Consider the following 17,946-nt stretch of genomic DNA (forward strand, 5'->3'; position numbering starts at 1 on the left):
GGGGGGAAGGGGGGAAGAAATAATTCTTAACTCTTAATTCATGCCCCATTCCCAATCCCCCATAACTAATGCTTCAATAGATTTATGAATGATTTTGGAGAAAAATAAATGCTTGCTGTAGTTTCATATATTGGTTTCTTAGTTCTGTTTACTGGCATCGCTGCTGGTTTGCTCTTCGGTTTACGTGCCGTTAAGCTACTTTAATTGTAATAGGGCATGGGGGAGTTAGGAGTTAAGAGTTAAGAGTTAGTCAACTGTCAACTGTCAACTGTCAACTGTTAACCTTTAACCTGCTTTCTCGCATTTCCAAGCCCAATAAACTCAACATTTCCTGATCACTATCGTATCCGGGACAAGGTGTGGTAACGGTTAACATATGTCCGTCATCGCTGGAAAATATGGAGTTTGCACCTGCCATAAAGCACATTGCTTGTTCTATTTGAGAAAGTCTCGATCTCCCCGCACTCAAGCGCACATCGGAGTTTGGCATGATAATACGGGCTGTGGCTATCATTCGCACTACTTCCCAGATGGGTACATCGGGCTGATTTTCTAACGGTGTACCTTCGACTTGAGAAAGAATGTTGATGGGTACGGATTCTGGATGGGGTTGCAGGTTTGATAAAGTGCATAACATGGAAACTCTATCGTCAACGCTTTCGCCTAAACCCAGGATACCACCGGAACATACGGTAACATTTGTTTGACGAACATTGTTGATTGTATTGAGGCGATCGCCATAAGTGCGAGTGGTAATAATGGTGCTGTAATAGTCTTGGGAAGTATCGAGGTTATGATTATAAGCGTAAAGTCCTGCATCTTCCAAACGCTTTGCTTGTGATTCATTGAGCATTCCTAAAGTGCAGCATACTTCTAAATCTAATGCTGTAACTTCTTTTACCATCTCTAGAACTTGCTCGAATTGAGAATTATCCCGTACTTCCCTCCAAGCAGCACCCATACAAACCCGACTGACACCGCTTTCTTTAGCTTGCTTGGCGATATCAACTACTGTCTGCTTATCTAATAGCGATTGTGGTTTTACTTCTGTTTTGTATCGGGAAGATTGAGCGCAGTAACTACAATCTTCAGGACAAGCGCCGGTTTTTATCGATACTAGTTTACAAACCTGTATCTTTCTCGAATCGTGGAATTCTCTATGTATGCTAGCAGCTTGATAAATCAACTCTAGCATTGGCGTGTCATATATTGCGCGTATTTCTGGTTCTTGCCAATCGTAGCGTATTCCCACAGAGCAAATAATCCTTTTTACAATTATTAATCAACAATTATTAATTATCACTTACTGCAACAAACCGTATATTAATAATTATTTTTTTCTCAATCATCTCATCTATTTTGATAATTCAACCTACTTTTTTTCTAGAAATCCTCTGGTACATTATTTAGGGTAAGCAATTACTCTGAGATAAAAGTAAACTGAGCTACATTTTATTTTAGCAAAACTAACTATGAATACACAATCTCAACAAATTATCAAATTAGATGAAGTCTATAGTACAACGAAATCTACTAAGCTGGGTGGTTATTTTTTCCGCAAGGTAAAAAATTTGAAATCAACCTTTAATTTGGTGGAAGTTCCCAAAAAAGCTGATAAATCTTTAATTTTATTAGTAACAAGTTGTGTTATATTTTTGGCTCTGACGATTGGTATTTTCTTACACAGATTTGGTCAACCAGTAGATCAATTCATACCAGGATATGGGAATGTAGCGATAACTACTAATGTATATCGTCAACAGGTGTTATCAGATTATCTGAAAACGATGACAGCGACAATTTTAGAAGAAAATCCGCAATCAATTAGAACAAAAGCGGTTACTTTTCGGGCAATGACTCAAGCAACTTTAGAGGAACTTGACCCGATACGCAAGGGTTTTGTGATTATGTTTTTACAAGATACACAATTGCTCAAAATTTCCGCAGAAAAACAAGTATCTTTGTTAATGGGTGTAAACTTATCTGGAGTTAACCTACAAGGAATAAATTTCCGGTTCAACAATTTGCAAGGTGTTAATTTTAAGAATGCGGATTTGCGTGGTGCCGATTTACGTCGAACTAAATTAAACAATGCTAATCTAACTAATTCTTGTTACAACAATTACACTTTATTCGACAAAAAATTTGACCCAGTTGCAGCAAGAATGAGAAAAATAGAACAATCTCAAATATGTTCTTAATCATGCTTGTTTTTTCACAGATATTATTGTTTTTTGCTAATAAGTTCTGAAAATAAATGGAATTGCAACAGCCATACATAGTTACTAAACGCTTATTGTTACGACTGGCTAATCAGGAAGATGTACCATTAATTATCAAATATTATACTGACAATCAAGCTTATCTGACTCCTTTTTATGCTATATGGCCAGAATCTTTTTTTACAGAAGCATATTGGAATAGTGAAGTAGAAAGAGGAATCAGTGAATTTCTCCAAGGACAGTCATTAAGATTGCTGATTTTTTCTCAAACTGAGTCTAGAATAATTGGAACTATTAATTTCGGAACTTTTATCAGGAGTATCGCACAATTTTGTACTGTAGGTTACAGTTTGGCGGAAAAAGAACAAGGTAAAGGCTATATGACGGAAGCCCTACAAGCTAGCATTGATTATGTATTTAATGAGTTAAAAATGCACCGGATTATGGCAAATTATATGCCTCACAATCAAAGTAGCGGTAATTTACTCAAAAGATTAGGATTTGTGGTAGAAGGTTATGCTAGAGATTATTTATTAATTAACGGTCAATGGCAAGACCATATTTTAACAAGTTTGATTAATCCTAAATGGGAAGCTTAAAAAATCAGATTACAGAAGAAGTTGACAAGTATAGGAATCCGGTTTTATTTTTGGATAAGTTGTAAGGAATAGGGAGCAGGGATTAGGGAATAGGGATTCGGAAACAGTTAAGTGTACTGCCATATGATTCAATATTCAACGCCGGATTCCTACAGATAATCATGAATCCAAAATCTAAAATCTAAAATCCAAAATTAATTAAGGGGTTTATCTCAATGTTTAGTAAATCAACAAAGCGTCTGTCGGTATTTTTGAGTGCTGCACTTGTCAGTGTATTTTTAACTGGAATTTCTGCCAAAAAAGCCGAAGCCTTAATACCTAGATATATTTTAATACCACTGACAATACAAGCAACTGGCTATGCAGTACCACGTGTTTATAAAAGATTAACTCCGCAACAGCGTAAACAAGTAGATGCAATTCGAGACGAAGCATTTACACAAATTGGTAACGTCTTTACTAAAGCGCAACGCAGTCAAGTTATGCAATCTTTAAAAACAAAAGAAGGAAGAACAAAAATAATTCAATCGATGAAATTAACACCAAAACAAAAAGCTCGTATTCAATCAATAGTTAAAACATCTCGTCAAAGAATTAATGCGATTATTGGTGAATAATTCCATTTTTTCTGGGGGGTAAAAAGTCGGATTTTTATGATGATTATAAGTTTGTTATGGATATTTCTAGTCAAAACCCGACTTCTATGTTATTGATTTTGTATTCAACTTTTTCCCTTGAATATCAAATCACTAATAACTGGAGAATGGTCAGAATTAGAACTATTTCCAATATCAACTATCGCAACTTGAAAATGCTTACTAACAAAGCAATGGTCGATAGGAATACTGAAATATTTTTCCATTATAAATACCAGCCATTGTGGATAATGTAAATATGATGCCCTTCGTATCCAACTAGGTAAAATTCCATTACCCAAACGGGTATTATGTAAATTAGTTTTTGTCACCAATCTTTTATAATAAGGCGACCAAGGTGTTACATTAAAGTCTCCAGCTACAATCAACGGAGCTTTGATTTTTGTAATGTAATCACTTAATGCTGCTAACTGAATATTGCGTTGATGAAAAGTTGAGGGTTTTACGGGTACAGAAGGATGAGTCCCAATAAATTCTACAGGTTCACCATCGATTAGTAAAGTTGCAATTAAATTATAATTCTTTGTATTGAAGTCCTCTACCCGCGCATTTTTAATAGGTAAATTACTGAATAGAGCTAATCCACCAACGGGGCTTCTAAAGGTATTAGGTAAAATATCTTTCAAGCCATCATTTAATTCATTAAATGCTTTCTGGTCAATTTCAATAAATAAAGCAATTTGAGGAGACTCATATCTAACAGTATCTATAATTTCTTGATAATGATTATTCTGAGTATTAATATTGAACTGTAACAATCGAGTTGGTAATAAAGAAACATCATATGCAAATTGTTGTGAATGTGGTAAATACCAGGGTATGACTTCCATTGCATTGAATGCAACTAACATTAAGGCACAGAAAATAAAGATTTTATGTTTAAAATAACGCCGAATATTTAGTACAAATAAAATCCCTGCAAGAATTAGTGATAGGATAAAATATTGAAAGCGGAAATGAGTTAATAGTTCTATCGGATATTTCCAAGCAAAATTGCTTCCCAATGAAACAATTGTCAAAGCAGACAAGCTTAAAAATGTTAAAATAGAGGTTATCTTTCTAAACATATTTTTGTGACATAAATGTAAGATAGGGATTGTATTCATATCAAATTTATTCAGCTAAATCCAGAACACTAAGCTACTTTTCATAAAAATACAGTATTTACCAATTACTAATATTCCCTATTCACCCTTACAGATGTACCATAAAAGGTATGGCAAACTTACCCGTAATGGTAATGCAAACGGCTGAAACTACTAACCCCCTACTCAATCTCAATTACGAACCGGCATTTGAATCTTTAGGTTCGGACTACTTTGATGAAGTCATGGCGGAGGAATTCCCGCTTCACAAACTCCGCTTTCGTAATGATACACTGCTTCCAATGTTGGGATTGAACCCACAGCAAGTAACTGACGAAGATTTTATTCAAGCTTTTGGTAAATTTGAGCAGCGTAAACCCCTGTTAGCAATGCGTTACCACGGTTATCAATTCGGTGAATATAATCCGAGGTTAGGGGATGGTAGAGGCTTTCTTTACGGACAAGTACGCGGTACTGAAAGCGAACTTTATGATTTTGGTACGAAGGGTTCCGGTAGAACACCTTATTCCCGTGGTGGTGATGGAATGCTTACTCTTAAAGGTGGGGTAAGGGAAGTATTAGCGGGGGAAATGCTCCATCGTATGGGTGTACGTACCTCACGCTGTCTGAGTTTAATTGAAACGGGAATGCAATTGTGGCGGGGTGATGAACCTTCCCCCACTCGTTCGTCAGTTATGGTAAGGATGAATCGTTCCCATATTCGTTTCGGTACTTTTGAACGTTTAAACTATTTAAAACGTCCAGATTTAACGAAACAACTTTTAGATCATGTAATTGAATATTACTATCCCCATTTAGTTAGCGAAGCAGAAAAATATAGTTTATTTTATGCGGAATTAGTTGAAAGAGTCGCGAAATTAGCTGCACAATGGATGGCTGCTGGTTTTTGTCATGCAGTATTAAATACCGATAATATGTCGATTACTGGGGAAAGTTTTGATTACGGTCCCTATGCATTTATTCCTACTTACGACCCGCATTTTACCGCAGCATATTTTGATTATTATAGCCGTTATTCTTACATCCACCAGCCAGATATTTGTATGTGGAATTTAGAAATGTTGCAAGAACCACTAAAGGTTGTAATTGATAAGTCTGATATGGATAATAGTTTGATAACATTTGGTAAACATTTTCTGGGTAATTACCGTTTATTAATGTTGAAAAAGCTGGGATTTGAACAAGAGCTACCAAAGTCTGAAACTGATGAACTGTTAAAAGCGACAATTGATTTTCTCAAGCATTACCCTATTAGTTATCATCACTTTTTTGCCGATATTGCCGCAACTTTTTCTCATAAATGGCAAGATGATGCAAACTATATTTTAGAAGGTTCTGACATTAAAAAATCTTTAGGTGTATCGGAACTATTCGTTAATTGGGCAGGAATTTATCACCGTATTTTGAATAGTATGGCAAGGGATGAAATGGATAATATTCCTCGAATTTTAAAAGATTATAATCCCCAAACAGTAATTTTAAGACCTATAATTGAATCAGTTTGGGAATCAATTTCTCAAGAAGATAATTGGCAACCTTTTGATGATTTACTTAAAGAAATTGTTAGTAGGTAGTGGATGGTGGATGGTGGTTAGTGGATGGTGGTTAGTAGTTAGTGGTTAGGGACTTCCAAAAAATAATTTATCCAATTACCGTAGTGCGAGCAAGATGCTCGCACTACCCAATCTAAAATTGATCTTTTTTTATTTGGAACTCCCTTAGTGGTTAGCGGATGCTGGATGATAGTTAGTAGTCTTGTCAACTATCAACTATCAATTAACAACTAACAATTTTCCCAAAACTATGATTGGGATTAACTTCAATTACTAAATCAACCGATGGAGAATTTATTAATGGTTTAATGAATAATTCTGGATGCAATGCTTTCCAAAAGTAATTGACAAATTCTTCAATTTGCAAGTCTGTCATCCCAGGTTTACCGCTAGCTTTCATTTGATGTTCTGCTTGTTTGCGCCATTCTAAGGAAAGACGATAATCTTTCGGATATAACACAATTAAACTATCCAAACGTTGCCATAAGGGTAAATAATCGTGAAGTTTATCGTTCATATCTCTGGCGAATACTTTATCGTCTGCCGTTATAATCGGTGAGGGTGGATTAGTAAATGCTGCTGAATTAATTGGCTTTACCCCGACAAACCAACCTTCAAATAGCACAATATCAATATTTTCTACTGTTTCAAAAAAAGCGCGATCGCCATTTCCAGAATGTAGCGATTTGTCGAAACGAGGAACCCTCACAATAGTTTGACGTTGAAGAATATTATCTAAAAGATTTATTCCTAAATCAACATCATGAGTTCCCGGAGGTCCCCGCCAAATCAAACGAGGGTCTTGTTGTTGTAAAATTAAACGTGCTTGATAAGTTTTATATAAATCATCTAGAGATAAACTCAAAGTACGGTATTCTAAATGTGACAAAATTAATTTGAGAACTTTACAAGTTGTAGTCTTTCCAGTTCCTTGTCCTCCTAAAATTCCTTGTACAAAAGGACGTTGAATTTTTTCATGTCTGGATGCAATTAGCATTGCTAAAGGAAGCCATAAATCCCATAATGTCGGCAACATCGCGCTGTACTCTTGTATCTGTAAACTACTTTGACACAACTTTTTGAAAGCAGGATAAATAGACTTGAGTATACGCCAGCGTTCGTGTATAATGTCTGTGACATTTTCCGGTGTAATACCAAAAGCTTTTGCTCCTAGATCATTTGCGATCGCATTTAAGATTAAATTTTTTTGAGGGGTTTCGTCTTCTAGTGATATTTCCTTGAGCATCGGGATTTTCGATTACAGAATCAACCTTTGAATTATTACATTCTGCGGGAATTATTTATCATACATAACTTACAGAATTTGAGAGTAAACATCTAAACTACTACTCTAGACCAGTTATTTTCTAATACTTTTAGTAGATTAATACTTTTGGATAAAGAATTAATTTTAAAACAGTAAGTAAGCATGAGAATTAATTAAATGGGTTATCAAACAACATTAGGATGGTCGCTGCTGAGTTCTGGAATGACTACACTTTTACTAAAAGTTCTTCCTGGTGACTCTCTTTGGTGGGGAGTGGCTCTCCTAGTCGGCGGAATTCTGACTCTTTTTGTACGCAAAAGTGTTATGCAACAAAGCCAAAATAATTTATAACGCGGTTATGAGGTTTTAGGCTTTTAAGTTGGGAATAAGGTTTATTACTTTTTTCTAAAAATCCACGGAGACGTTGCATTGCAACGTCTCTATATTAAACTACCAAATACTAACCAACCTCTGATAATACCGTTGTATCCTCGGAACTTTAGTTTGAGGTGATGCAAGTTTTAACACTACCTCTAATAACCAAGGTGCTAAACGCTGACACCAAATAGCCAGATGACTTTGCCAACCTACTAAGATTTCTGATGAGTCTCTTTGTAATCCTTTAACAAATGCTTGTGCGACTTTTTCCGGTGTCATTGGGATCACTCCGCGATATAGTTGCAAGTCTCGCACCATATCGGTATCTGTCAATGTTGGCAATAGTGCAACTACTTTGATGTTACGCGGTGCAAGTTCCCGACGCAAGGCTTGAGTAAATCCTAATATTGCAAACTTAGTCGCTGAATAAGTTGCCATTGTTGGGGCTGCAACTTTCCCCATTAAACTCGATACATTAACAATTGTTCCTTGGTTTCGCTTTACCATTCGTCGAGCCACCAGATGAGTCATGGTGTATGTTCCCAGCAAATTCAAAGATAATTCTTCTTGTACTTGAGGCAATTTGCTTTGCAAAAATGAGTTTTGGTGAGCCACACCAGCACAATTCACCAACATATCTATCGGCCCGTAACTTTGCCAAAGTTGAGCAACTGCAACGTTTACAAATACTGGCTTTGTTAAATCCAACGGCATAATTACCGCTTCGACACCCATCGCTTCAACAAGTTTCGCAACTTCTGCTAATTTATGGCGATCGCGAGCAACCAATATCAATCTTTTGACTTTTTGTTGCGCTAATTGTAGCGCGATCGCACGCCCAATCCCACGGGAAGCTCCAGTAATTAAGGCAGTATATCCGTGAATATTCATTTTTATCCTCCATACTTTAAGTATTAATGAAATATTGCTCTTTGCCGATATATTTACTGGGAATTTACACTAGGAATTTACATGGATATCGACAAGAAGTTAATGCAATTGAAATCTATTTACAGCAATAGAGGCTGTTTATGGTGAATTTTTCTAGCCAAATCAAGATATTTGCGTTTTTTGATTAGATTTCTCTCTAACGGTTCCCTAACCAATATTTCTTACAACCCACAGTTGCAGATATCGCCAATATGTTGCATATTCCCCCGACACGAATTTAAATTATCGTCGTCATGCATCACACTTTAGCAATTAAATCAAGGTTGTGCAACAATCTTTAATAAGTATTTCTTAATACTAGTTTACACAAAGTATATATAAATAATATTATTTTAAATAAGTTTTGTTTAATAGTGGTTGATAAATATTTGCGATCCCCAACAATGCAGAGATGTTGGTTACATAATATACCGTTTAAAATACTAGTAAAGTGGTGAGAAGTCGGGTTTTTTAGAACAGTGTTGATTACAGAGAATAATCTTGCCAAAAACCCGACTTTTAGGACGAGGTTTTGCAAAAAATACTTTTAGAGCAAGCCCTAATTAATTAGTCGAACTTGATATAGTATAGCTGGGATCGATGGGAAATAAATATATGATATTAAATAAAAACGTTGCAGTGCAACGTCTTTAGATTACTATTAGGATATATCTACTTTTTTTATGATTTAGAAGTACGGTCAAACCATTCTTGATATTTGTGCTGTTTTTCCTCATCTTCTACAAGAATAGAAACTCGTACCTTTTTGCATCCGTGATTTTTCTCTAATTGGATAGCGTTAAGAATTAAAGAAGCGATTTTGGGTGAGTCAAATTCTCCAGTGACGGTTAAACCACCTTCAAAGTCAGTACCGACTAAATTTACTCCCGAATTTCTCAACTCGTCGTGGGAAATTTCTTCTTCACCTAAATCGATTTGTGCAAGCTCTTCGGGTTCAATACCGGGTTTTTCTATAATCAGTTTTTCACGTCGGACAGGAATTTGTATCATCCGAGTTTCTACTTGTTTACGGATAATAACCTCACCAATTTTACGTTTGCTACGTTCGACAACTAAGCGTTCCCCTAGCAAACGAATTATATCTTCTTCAATTTCTTCGATAAATTCTGATTTTGTCAAATTGTTGACTTGTGAATCTACTTTATAGTCAATAGGTTGCTGAGAATTTAGATTATCTGTCATATTACTTACTTTATTTTCCTTTTCTACATATTCAGGTAAGTGTGTTAATTGTGATTCATCAATACGTGTAAAAACCCGTTGAATCTTCGGCTCAATTTTATCTACTAATTTACCATTTAATAACCAAAAATTATTAATCTCATTACTTTGAGATATTTTTGCAATTATAAAGTTAAGTTGACGATTGCCATCAACCATTAAATCTTCAACTTTGCCGATTAATCGACCTTTAATATCAACGATATCAAAACTTTGGACTTGACTTCTTAGTTTTTCAAGTAAAGGAATTACTTTTTGAGATTTTTTTGTAGTTTGTTTAGAAGTATTATTACTATTATTAGTTGTTTGACTATTCATGTTTTTATATTACTCGTTAATAATTATTTTTTAAATTTCTTACTTTTCATAACTCTTATTGATTTTTTTGTATTCTCATATTATTTTATCAAACCCATTCAGTGACATGAAAAATTAGCTATTAGTTACTAGCTAACAGCTAATAACCAACAACTAATTTACTAATTTAAGCATTAGATATTAACGTCTATCGGAACGTGTATCAGTAGGTAAATTACCAGAATCAATATCTAATTCTTCACGACGAATTGTTTCTTGAGCTTCTACAGTATCGCGCTCTACTTCTTTTTTAACTCTAACTTCTTCGCGAACGAATGCTTCCTTATGGACATCAGCATTCTCTTCGTAAATATCCATGTGAGCGACTTCACCTTGATTAAAGGTTGCTTCACCGGGAGCAACTGCTCTACCTGCATCATCTGGAGTTACTCGCTCAACAACTACACGCTCTTTTTCTACAGGTACAGAAACTCGCGCCGTTTCGGTTTCAACGTGCTTACCGATTGCAACTTCTCCAGCTTTACGACGCTGTTTGTTAGCAATTAAACGCTCTTCATAGAGTTTGATATTCTGATGGTCTGTATCATTCATATTGTACAGAGCAGGTTCTTCATCGTACTTATAAGTATCGCGGTTGTAGGTACGAGTAGCAGCGTATGCAGGAGCATCGAGGGGAGCAGATGCTTCAAGAGGTGCAGATGCTTCTAAAGGTTGGGTACGATATACACCGCGTACATTTTCTTCGTAGTCGTAATCTACTACTTGATTTTCATCGTATTCGGGTAAATTTTCAGCTTGCTCTCTAGTCATACCAAGAGCATGGATGCGACTAGCATTGTAATCGATACGAGTGCGTCCAACCGGCATTAATACTTTTTTACCAAAAATCCAGAAACCCAAGTCAACTATCAAATAACGAAAACGACCTTCTTCATCAACTAAGATATCGCTAACACTACCAACTTTATCATTAGTTCCCTCAGCGTAAACGCTCATACCCTTGATATCTTGACCTTGGAAAACATCGCGATAATCTGGGTCAAAATCTCCAACTTTGTAAAGAGCCATATAATTCTAGTCTCCATATTATTTTTCTTCGTTACTAACAACAATAGAAAAAAATATTTTGATATCCATCTTCCCCGCGATGGACTTAAAGTTTATAACGAACAATCATAAGTAGTATATTATTTTATATTTTTTGACATCATATTATTTATATATATCATTGGTGAAATAATGTGAGTTTGATCAAACGCTGTTCACAATCATCAGAAGCCGAGTTTTTAGGATAAATATCCGTAAAACAAAACAACCTTTATCAAAACCCGACTTCTCTGCGAACCGGAAAAATAAAGGAGTCTAGAAATAGTTAGCTCAAGTATTTACAAAAAAACCTCCTAAAGATAGAAATAAATCTCTATCTTCAAAAGGTTTTCTGATGATGAATTATTATTCTAAATTCCCAAATTTCGGCTGTTAATTCTTAAACGCGGTCGTTTCTAACAGAATTAGATTCATTTACACGTAAATCCCCTTGAGTATCGATATCTAACTCTTCTCTACGAATCGTTTCTTGTGCTTCAACAGTATCTTGTTCAACAACTTTCTTAACTCGTACTTCTTCACGCACGTATGCTTCTTTATGAATATCAGCTTGTTCTTCGTAGAGTTCAACCCGTGCCACTTCACCTTCACTAAAGTTAACTTGATCGGGATCTACTATAACTGCTTCTCCGGTGGGTGTAACTCGTTCAATCACAACTCGTTCTTTTTCAACTGGTACTGAAACTCTAGCAGTTTCGGTTTCAATATGTTTACCAACACTTACTTCACCAGATTTAATCCGACTCTTGCTAGTAACTAAACGCTCTTCATAAAGTTTAATATTAGAATGATTCTGGTCATTTAAATCATACAAAGAAGAATCATTTTGATAGTTATAAGTATCTTTATTATAAGCTACATTCTGATTCTGCGGAGACCGATAAGCGCCGCGTACTCTCTCTTCATAATCGTAATCAACAGTCATACTGTCTTGGTACTCAGGTAAATTTTCTACTTGTTCTTTACTGAGTCCATCTACATAGACACGTTTTTGATTGTAATCAAGACGTGACAAACCAATTGGTAACAAAATTTTCTTACCGAAAAACATTGCTCCAGTATTAATAACCAAATAGCGAAAACGACCATCGTGGTCTACTAAAGCATCAGAAACCGAACCTATTTTATCTCCACCTTGAGTGTAAAGAGACATTTCTTTAATATCTTCACCACCAAAAACTTCTTTATAATTGGGGTCGAAATCTGCAAGTTTGTATAATGCCATAGTAGTAGTTTCCAATTTATTTACATTTGATGGAATTAAGTGTAAATAATTGACCTCTATATTTTCTTCCTGCTTGCGACTTAATTTTATTTGTTTATAATCAGTCGATAGAAAGGTCAAAGGTTAGAGGTTAAATGTCAAAGGTTAGAGATATGGGAAACATAAAATCTTGTCAGTAAGAAGTCGGGTTTTTAGAATAAATATCGGTAACAAAACTTTCACATTTACAAAAACCCGATTTCTATGATTATTCAGTATTTTTGACCTCTAACCTTGACCTTTATTTATCGATTATAAAGCTGAGTAATTTCCAACAACCGCTGACTCAATTCGGGGGTAAGCTGGTTGGTGCTTTCATATCGCCAGCGCCAGTTTCCGGCGTTAACGCTGGGGTCATTCATTCTACCGCTGCTGTCTAAATCTAATAAGTCTTGGACTGAAAGAATGGCCAAGTCTGCTACTGAAGATAGAGCCATACGGATAAATTCCCAGTTAATTTCTTTGATTTGTGCGGGTGAGGAATAACCGAGATATTTGGCGACGTGGTGCTTTTCTTTCTCTCCTGCTTGATTCCACCATCCAATAGTGGTGTCATTGTCGTGAGTACCCGGATAAACGACGCAGTTTTGGATGTAGTTGTGGGGTAAGTAAGCGTTGTCGGCTTCAGCACCGAAGGCAAATTGTAAGATACGCATTCCGGGGAAATCAAATTGATCGCGTAGCTCTTCTACTTCCGGGGTAATAATTCCTAAATCTTCCGCCATTACAGGTAAACTACCTAAAGTAGAACCTAAAGTTTCAAAGAATTTTGCATCAGGTCCTTTGATCCATTCACCATTGATAGCAGTTTCTTCCCCTGCGGGTACTCGCCAATAAGCTTCAAATCCGCGAAAATGGTCGATACGAACGATATCAACATATTGTAATGTTGCTCGAAAACGTTCTATCCACCAAGCAAAGTTGGTTTGTTCTAATTTATCCCAATCGTAAACGGGATTACCCCAAAGTTGTCCGGTAGCGCTAAAGTAATCTGGTGGGACTCCGGCGATATAGGCAGGTGAGAGAGTTTGGGAATCTAGCTGAAATATTTCTGGATTTGCCCAAACATCGGCACTATTATGACAAACATAAATTGAAATATCACCAACTATTTTGATGTCCTTATTGTTAGCGTAGTCGCGTATTTTTTTCCACTGTTGGAAGAATTTAAATTGTAAAAATTTATGGTATGATACCCTATCTTTTAATTCATCTGCTTTTTGATTTAATGCATCTGGTTCGCGACGAGCTAAAGGGTTATCCCAAAAATTCCAAGCTTGATAATCGTTGGCTTCTAGTAATGCCATAAACAATACATAATCATCTAACCAAGTTGCTTGTTCTTGGCAAAACTTTTCAAATTCAGGATTAGCTGTTTTTAACAAAGATTCTTGGAAGCGTTGATAAGCTGAATAGAGAATTTTGGTTTTACGAGGAATTACTGCATCAAAGTCAACTCTGTGGGGATTATCTGTGACTTCTTCTTGAGGAATTAATTCCTGTGGTGTTAGCAAACCTTCTTCTTGTAAATGCTCTAGAGAAATCATTAAGGGATTTCCAGCGAAAGCGCTAAAATTCATTGTATAGGGAGAATGTTCGTAACCCGTCGGACCTAAAGGTAGAATCTGCCATAACTTTTGAGCGCTATTTGCGAGAAAATCCACAAACTTATAAGCTGATTCTCCTAAATCCCCAATTCCAAATTTACTCGGCAAACTGGTAGGATGCAGTAGAACTCCACTTGCTCTTTGAAAACTCATAATTTGACCCCAATAATTTGAAACAATCAAAAACGATTCAAGAATTAACTATGAAGCTAGCTTCTTATATTAGCTAAGATATCTTATGGGAAATAAGGCAGTAAAAAATATGCAAAATCCATTATTGAAAGATGATCCACTTTGGTTTAAAGATGCAGTCATTTATGAAGTGCCGGTACGTGCTTTTGCTGACAGCGATGGCGATGGTATAGGTGATTTCCGGGGGCTAACTGAAAAGTTAGATTATCTACAAGACTTGGGAGTAACGGCAATTTGGGTACTGCCTTTTTTCCCTTCTCCGTTACGAGATGATGGTTACGACATTGCGGATTATACCACCGTTAATCCGATTTACGGTAATTTAGATGATTTCAAGGCTTGTTTAAGTGCTGCCCATCAAAGAGGCATCAGGGTGATAATTGAGTTGATTGTCAACCATACCTCCGACCAACATCCGTGGTTTCAGCGGGCGCGTAAAGCACCAGCAGGCAGTCCGGAACGAGATTTTTACGTTTGGAGCGATACTCCCCAGAAGTATGAAGAAGCAAGAATTATCTTCAAGGATTTTGAAACTTCTAACTGGACTTGGGACTCGGTAGCCAAGGCTTATTATTGGCACAGATTTTATTCGCATCAGCCGGACTTGAATTTTGAAAGTCTAGAAATGCAAAAAGCGCTGTTTGATGTGGTGGATTTTTGGTTGGATCTGGGTGTAGATGCAATGCGATTGGATGCTGTACCCTATTTATACGAGCGCGAAGGTAGTAACTGCGAAAACCTCCCGGAAACTCACGTTTTTTTGAAGAAATTACGCCAACATATCGACGATAAGTATCCCAATCGGATGTTGCTTGCCGAAGCAAACCAGTGGCCAGAAGATGCTGTAGAGTATTACGGCAGTGGAGATGAATGTCAGATGAATTTTCATTTTCCTCTGATGCCGCGTTTGTTTATGGCACTGCAAATGGAGGATAGCTTCCCGATTATCGATATTTTGCAGCAAACACCGCCGATTCCCGATAACTGTCAATGGGCGTTATTTTTGCGGAATCACGATGAATTGACTTTGGAAATGGTCAGCGATGAAGACCGCGACTATATGTACCGTGTATACGCACAAGACCAGCAAGCAAGATTAAATTTGGGTATTCGCCGCCGTTTGGCTCCGTTGATGGAGAATAATCGACGACGAACCGAGGTGATGAATGCTTTACTGATGTCTTTACCCGGAACCCCAGTGCTGTATTACGGTGATGAAATCGGCATGGGGGACAATATTTATTTAGGAGATCGTAATGGGGTGCGGACTCCGATGCAATGGAGTGCCGATCGCAATGGTGGTTTTAGTCGTTGTAATCCGCACAAATTATACGCTCCGGTGATTATTGACCCGGAATACCATTTTGAAGCGGTTAACGTGGAAGCTCAGCGAGAAAACCGCAATTCCCTATGGTGGTGGATGAAACGTTTGATTGCAACTCGCGGACGTTTTCAAGCTTTTGGTAGAGGTACTTTTGAATTACTTTATCCAGAAAATCGCAAGGTTTTAGCTTTTACTCGTACCTATAACGGCGAACATATTCTGGTTGTAACTAATTTGTCCCGCTTTGTACAAGCAGTAGAGTTGGATTTATCGGCATTTAACAGCATGATTCCGGTGGAAATCTTCGGGCGTACCACATTTCCACCAATTGACGATACACCCTACTTTATGAGTTTAGCTCCCCATGCTTTTTACTGGTTTACTCTACAAGTACAAACAAATGTTACCTGTCCGGTAAGACCTCAAAATCAAATACCCACTTTAGTTGTTAGCGACAATTGGCAGAATATCTTTACCAAATCTGAAACCAAGGCAACATTAGAAGAAATTTTGCCAGATTATATGTGTGCCTGTAGCTGGTTTGACGGTAAAAATCGCGTCATTCAGTCTAGTCATGTTATTGAAGCAATTCCCCTTTCCTTCCATTCTTTAGAAGCAGCAATTGTTTTGGTACAGCTAGACTACACCGAAGGCGACCCAGAAACCTATGTATTACATTTAGCTTATGAACCAGAGGGTATTAATCACGAACGCTTTAGTTCTTACCGCGAAGAAGTTGTAGCTAATGTTGAAATACGCAGCAAAAAACAAATTGGCGTATTATTTGATGCCTTAACAGATAAAGATTTTCTCAACTTTCCCCTCGAAGCAATTGCCAACAAAAACACTTATCAAGGTATGGCAGGTGAACTTCAAGCCGAAGCTAGTAAAGATTTTACTCTGTTAGCTGGTGCCGGTTCTAACTACGCACTGAGGATACATTTAGAAGCTCATATGTTACGGGGAGAACATAAAAATACTTGCGTAGTATATGGCGATCGCCTGATGTGCAAATTATTCCGCAAAGTAGTAGGAGAAGGCATCAACCCCGATTTAGAAGTAGGTCAGTTTCTGACTCACAGTTCGGCGACAAAAGGACTACCAAATGCAGAAAACTTTGCGCCCGTTGCCGGTAGCTTAAATTATAGCCGTAAAAACTTTGAAACCATGACTCTGGGAATTTTGCGAAAATTTATTCCCGATATCAGAGATGGTTGGTCTTATAGCCTTGATAGCCTGCGGGACTTTTTTGAGCAAGTACAAGTAAGACAAATCGAGGCGATCGCCGATATCGATCTACCAACTTCATTATTAACGGCAGCATTAGAAATTGAAATTCCCAGCCTAGCCCAGGAAATGTTCGGCTCTTATTTGGGAAATGCTCAACTGTTAGGGGAACGTACCGCCGAAATGCACTTAGCATTAGCATCCGATACAGAAGACCCCAACTTTGCCCCAGAGTCATTTACCTCCTTTTACCAGCGCTCGATTTACCAATATATGCGGAATCAAGCCGGACAAGTATTACTGCGGTTGAAAAAAGATTTGATACAGCTACCAAAGGAACTTCAACCCGTAGCGCAGTTGGTATTGAACAATCGAGAAATGATATTAACTCGACTCAAATCAATACTCAATCAAAAAATTACCGCCATGCGAACCCGCACCCACGGTAATTTATGCCTTAATGAAGTGCTGTATACAGGTAAAGACTTTATCATCATTGACTTTGAAGGCGACCAAACCCGTCCTTTGAGCGAACGACGCATGAAGCGATCGCCCCTACGCGATGTCGCCGGAATGATAGAATCATTCTACTATTCCAGCCGCATAGGTTTACGCAACGAGAAAGAAAGCGGCATGATTGTTCCAGACGACTTACCACTGATGGAGCAATGGGCGCAATTTTTCTACACCTGGTCGAGTATTGCCTTTTTGAAATCCTATTTGAGTACAGCTGCATATGCACCCTTCCTACCTTCGGAACCATCAGAACTACAGCTACTCTTGGATGGATTTATACTCGAAAAAGTCATCATTGAACTAGAACACGAACTTAAAAACCGTCCAAATTGGGTAGAAGTGCCGATGTATCGTATTTTAGAACTGCTAGAAACGGCATAAGAGTTAGGAGTGAGGAGTGAGGAGTGAGGAGTTAGTTGACAGTTGACAGTTAATTTC

The 17,946-nt window shown here is 37.2% G+C and carries 15 protein-coding genes; 7 read left to right on the forward strand and 8 right to left on the reverse strand.

The window, feature by feature from the left end:
* Window positions 1–108: 108 nt before the first annotated feature.
* A complete protein-coding gene (gene petL, locus IQ247_RS33445; protein ID WP_193924276.1) occupies window positions 109–204 on the forward strand; it encodes a cytochrome b6-f complex subunit PetL in 96 nt (31 codons plus the stop codon).
* A gap of 67 nt (window positions 205–271) precedes the next feature.
* On the opposite strand, the gene bioB is transcribed toward petL, so the two are convergent.
* Entirely contained in the window at window positions 272–1,252 is a 981-nt protein-coding gene (bioB, locus tag IQ247_RS25585) for a biotin synthase BioB (RefSeq protein ID WP_193924278.1), read from the reverse strand.
* A 220-nt stretch (window positions 1,253–1,472) separates the two neighbouring features.
* Here bioB and IQ247_RS25590 point away from each other — a divergent pair, with 220 nt between their 5' ends.
* The 3 genes from IQ247_RS25590 (at window position 1,473) to IQ247_RS25600 (ending at window position 3,438) form a co-directional block, all read left to right on the forward strand.
* The gene (locus tag IQ247_RS25590; protein ID WP_193924280.1) at window positions 1,473–2,201 is read left to right on the forward strand and encodes a pentapeptide repeat-containing protein; all 729 of its coding nucleotides are present in this window, start codon (window positions 1,473–1,475) and stop codon (window positions 2,199–2,201) included.
* A gap of 56 nt (window positions 2,202–2,257) precedes the next feature.
* The gene (locus IQ247_RS25595; RefSeq protein WP_193924281.1) at window positions 2,258–2,821 is read left to right on the forward strand and encodes a GNAT family N-acetyltransferase; all 564 of its coding nucleotides are present in this window, start codon (window positions 2,258–2,260) and stop codon (window positions 2,819–2,821) included.
* A gap of 215 nt (window positions 2,822–3,036) precedes the next feature.
* Entirely contained in the window at window positions 3,037–3,438 is a 402-nt protein-coding gene (locus IQ247_RS25600; RefSeq protein WP_193924282.1) for a hypothetical protein, read from the forward strand.
* A 104-nt stretch (window positions 3,439–3,542) separates the two neighbouring features.
* Here the strand turns inward: IQ247_RS25600 and IQ247_RS25605 are convergent, their stop codons facing one another.
* Window positions 3,543–4,544, reverse strand: coding sequence for an endonuclease/exonuclease/phosphatase family protein (locus tag IQ247_RS25605; RefSeq protein ID WP_193924283.1), 1,002 nt, complete (start codon window positions 4,542–4,544; stop codon window positions 3,543–3,545).
* Window positions 4,545–4,693: 149 nt separating this feature from the next.
* On the opposite strand from IQ247_RS25605, the gene IQ247_RS25610 reads away from it, so the two are divergent.
* Window positions 4,694–6,157, forward strand: a complete 1,464-nt coding sequence (locus tag IQ247_RS25610; protein ID WP_193924285.1) for a protein adenylyltransferase SelO — start codon at window positions 4,694–4,696, stop codon at window positions 6,155–6,157.
* Window positions 6,158–6,359: 202 nt separating this feature from the next.
* Here IQ247_RS25610 and IQ247_RS25615 read toward each other — a convergent pair whose 3' ends face one another.
* The gene (locus tag IQ247_RS25615; protein WP_193924286.1) at window positions 6,360–7,382 is read right to left on the reverse strand and encodes a glycerate kinase; all 1,023 of its coding nucleotides are present in this window, start codon (window positions 7,380–7,382) and stop codon (window positions 6,360–6,362) included.
* 198 nt (window positions 7,383–7,580) lie between these two features.
* Between IQ247_RS25615 and IQ247_RS25620 the strand changes: the two genes are divergently transcribed.
* Window positions 7,581–7,754, forward strand: coding sequence for a hypothetical protein (locus IQ247_RS25620; RefSeq protein ID WP_193924288.1), 174 nt, complete (start codon window positions 7,581–7,583; stop codon window positions 7,752–7,754).
* Window positions 7,755–7,853: 99 nt separating this feature from the next.
* Here IQ247_RS25620 and IQ247_RS25625 read toward each other — a convergent pair whose 3' ends face one another.
* The 5 genes from IQ247_RS25625 to malQ form a co-directional block, all read right to left on the reverse strand.
* Window positions 7,854–8,672, reverse strand: coding sequence for an SDR family NAD(P)-dependent oxidoreductase (locus IQ247_RS25625; RefSeq protein ID WP_193924290.1), 819 nt, complete (start codon window positions 8,670–8,672; stop codon window positions 7,854–7,856).
* Window positions 8,673–9,392: 720 nt separating this feature from the next.
* Complete coding sequence (locus IQ247_RS25630) at window positions 9,393–10,271, reverse strand: DUF2382 domain-containing protein (protein WP_193924291.1); 879 nt, start codon at window positions 10,269–10,271, stop codon at window positions 9,393–9,395.
* 180 nt (window positions 10,272–10,451) lie between these two features.
* Window positions 10,452–11,339 carry a DUF2382 domain-containing protein gene (locus IQ247_RS25635; RefSeq protein ID WP_193924292.1) on the reverse strand — a complete coding sequence of 296 codons (888 nt, stop codon included), beginning with the start codon at window positions 11,337–11,339 and terminating at the stop codon, window positions 10,452–10,454.
* Between the two features lie 418 nt (window positions 11,340–11,757).
* Complete coding sequence (locus IQ247_RS25640) at window positions 11,758–12,603, reverse strand: DUF2382 domain-containing protein (RefSeq protein ID WP_193924294.1); 846 nt, start codon at window positions 12,601–12,603, stop codon at window positions 11,758–11,760.
* Between the two features lie 284 nt (window positions 12,604–12,887).
* Window positions 12,888–14,402 carry a 4-alpha-glucanotransferase gene (malQ, locus tag IQ247_RS25645; RefSeq protein WP_193924295.1) on the reverse strand — a complete coding sequence of 505 codons (1,515 nt, stop codon included), beginning with the start codon at window positions 14,400–14,402 and terminating at the stop codon, window positions 12,888–12,890.
* Window positions 14,403–14,511: 109 nt separating this feature from the next.
* On the opposite strand from malQ, the gene treS reads away from it, so the two are divergent.
* On the forward strand, window positions 14,512–17,889 hold the full coding sequence (gene treS / locus IQ247_RS25650; RefSeq protein ID WP_193924297.1) for a maltose alpha-D-glucosyltransferase: 3,378 nt from the start codon (window positions 14,512–14,514) through the stop codon (window positions 17,887–17,889).
* The last annotated feature ends 57 nt before the right edge of the window (window positions 17,890–17,946 follow it).

It is taken from the genome of Plectonema cf. radiosum LEGE 06105 (assembly GCF_015207665.1).
Taxonomy (GTDB): Bacteria; Cyanobacteriota; Cyanobacteriia; order Cyanobacteriales; family Nostocaceae; genus Rivularia; species Rivularia radiosa_A.

Coding starts and splice junctions, on each gene's coding strand:
- IQ247_RS25600 (WP_193924282.1), top strand. CDS start 3,037: ATGTTTAGTAAATCAACAAAGCGTCTGTCGGTATTTTTGAGTGCTGCA.
- IQ247_RS25620 (WP_193924288.1), top strand. CDS start 7,581: ATGGGTTATCAAACAACATTAGGATGGTCGCTGCTGAGTTCTGGAATG.
- IQ247_RS25640 (WP_193924294.1), bottom strand. CDS start 12,603: ATGGCATTATACAAACTTGCAGATTTCGACCCCAATTATAAAGAAGTT.
- IQ247_RS25615 (WP_193924286.1), bottom strand. CDS start 7,382: ATGCTCAAGGAAATATCACTAGAAGACGAAACCCCTCAAAAAAATTTA.
- IQ247_RS25610 (WP_193924285.1), top strand. CDS start 4,694: ATGGCAAACTTACCCGTAATGGTAATGCAAACGGCTGAAACTACTAAC.
- IQ247_RS25590 (WP_193924280.1), top strand. CDS start 1,473: ATGAATACACAATCTCAACAAATTATCAAATTAGATGAAGTCTATAGT.
- IQ247_RS25625 (WP_193924290.1), bottom strand. CDS start 8,672: ATGAATATTCACGGATATACTGCCTTAATTACTGGAGCTTCCCGTGGG.
- malQ (WP_193924295.1), bottom strand. CDS start 14,402: ATGAGTTTTCAAAGAGCAAGTGGAGTTCTACTGCATCCTACCAGTTTG.
- IQ247_RS25635 (WP_193924292.1), bottom strand. CDS start 11,339: ATGGCTCTTTACAAAGTTGGAGATTTTGACCCAGATTATCGCGATGTT.
- treS (WP_193924297.1), top strand. CDS start 14,512: ATGCAAAATCCATTATTGAAAGATGATCCACTTTGGTTTAAAGATGCA.
- petL (WP_193924276.1), top strand. CDS start 109: ATGCTTGCTGTAGTTTCATATATTGGTTTCTTAGTTCTGTTTACTGGC.
- IQ247_RS25630 (WP_193924291.1), bottom strand. CDS start 10,271: ATGAATAGTCAAACAACTAATAATAGTAATAATACTTCTAAACAAACT.
- IQ247_RS25595 (WP_193924281.1), top strand. CDS start 2,258: ATGGAATTGCAACAGCCATACATAGTTACTAAACGCTTATTGTTACGA.
- IQ247_RS25605 (WP_193924283.1), bottom strand. CDS start 4,544: ATGTTTAGAAAGATAACCTCTATTTTAACATTTTTAAGCTTGTCTGCT.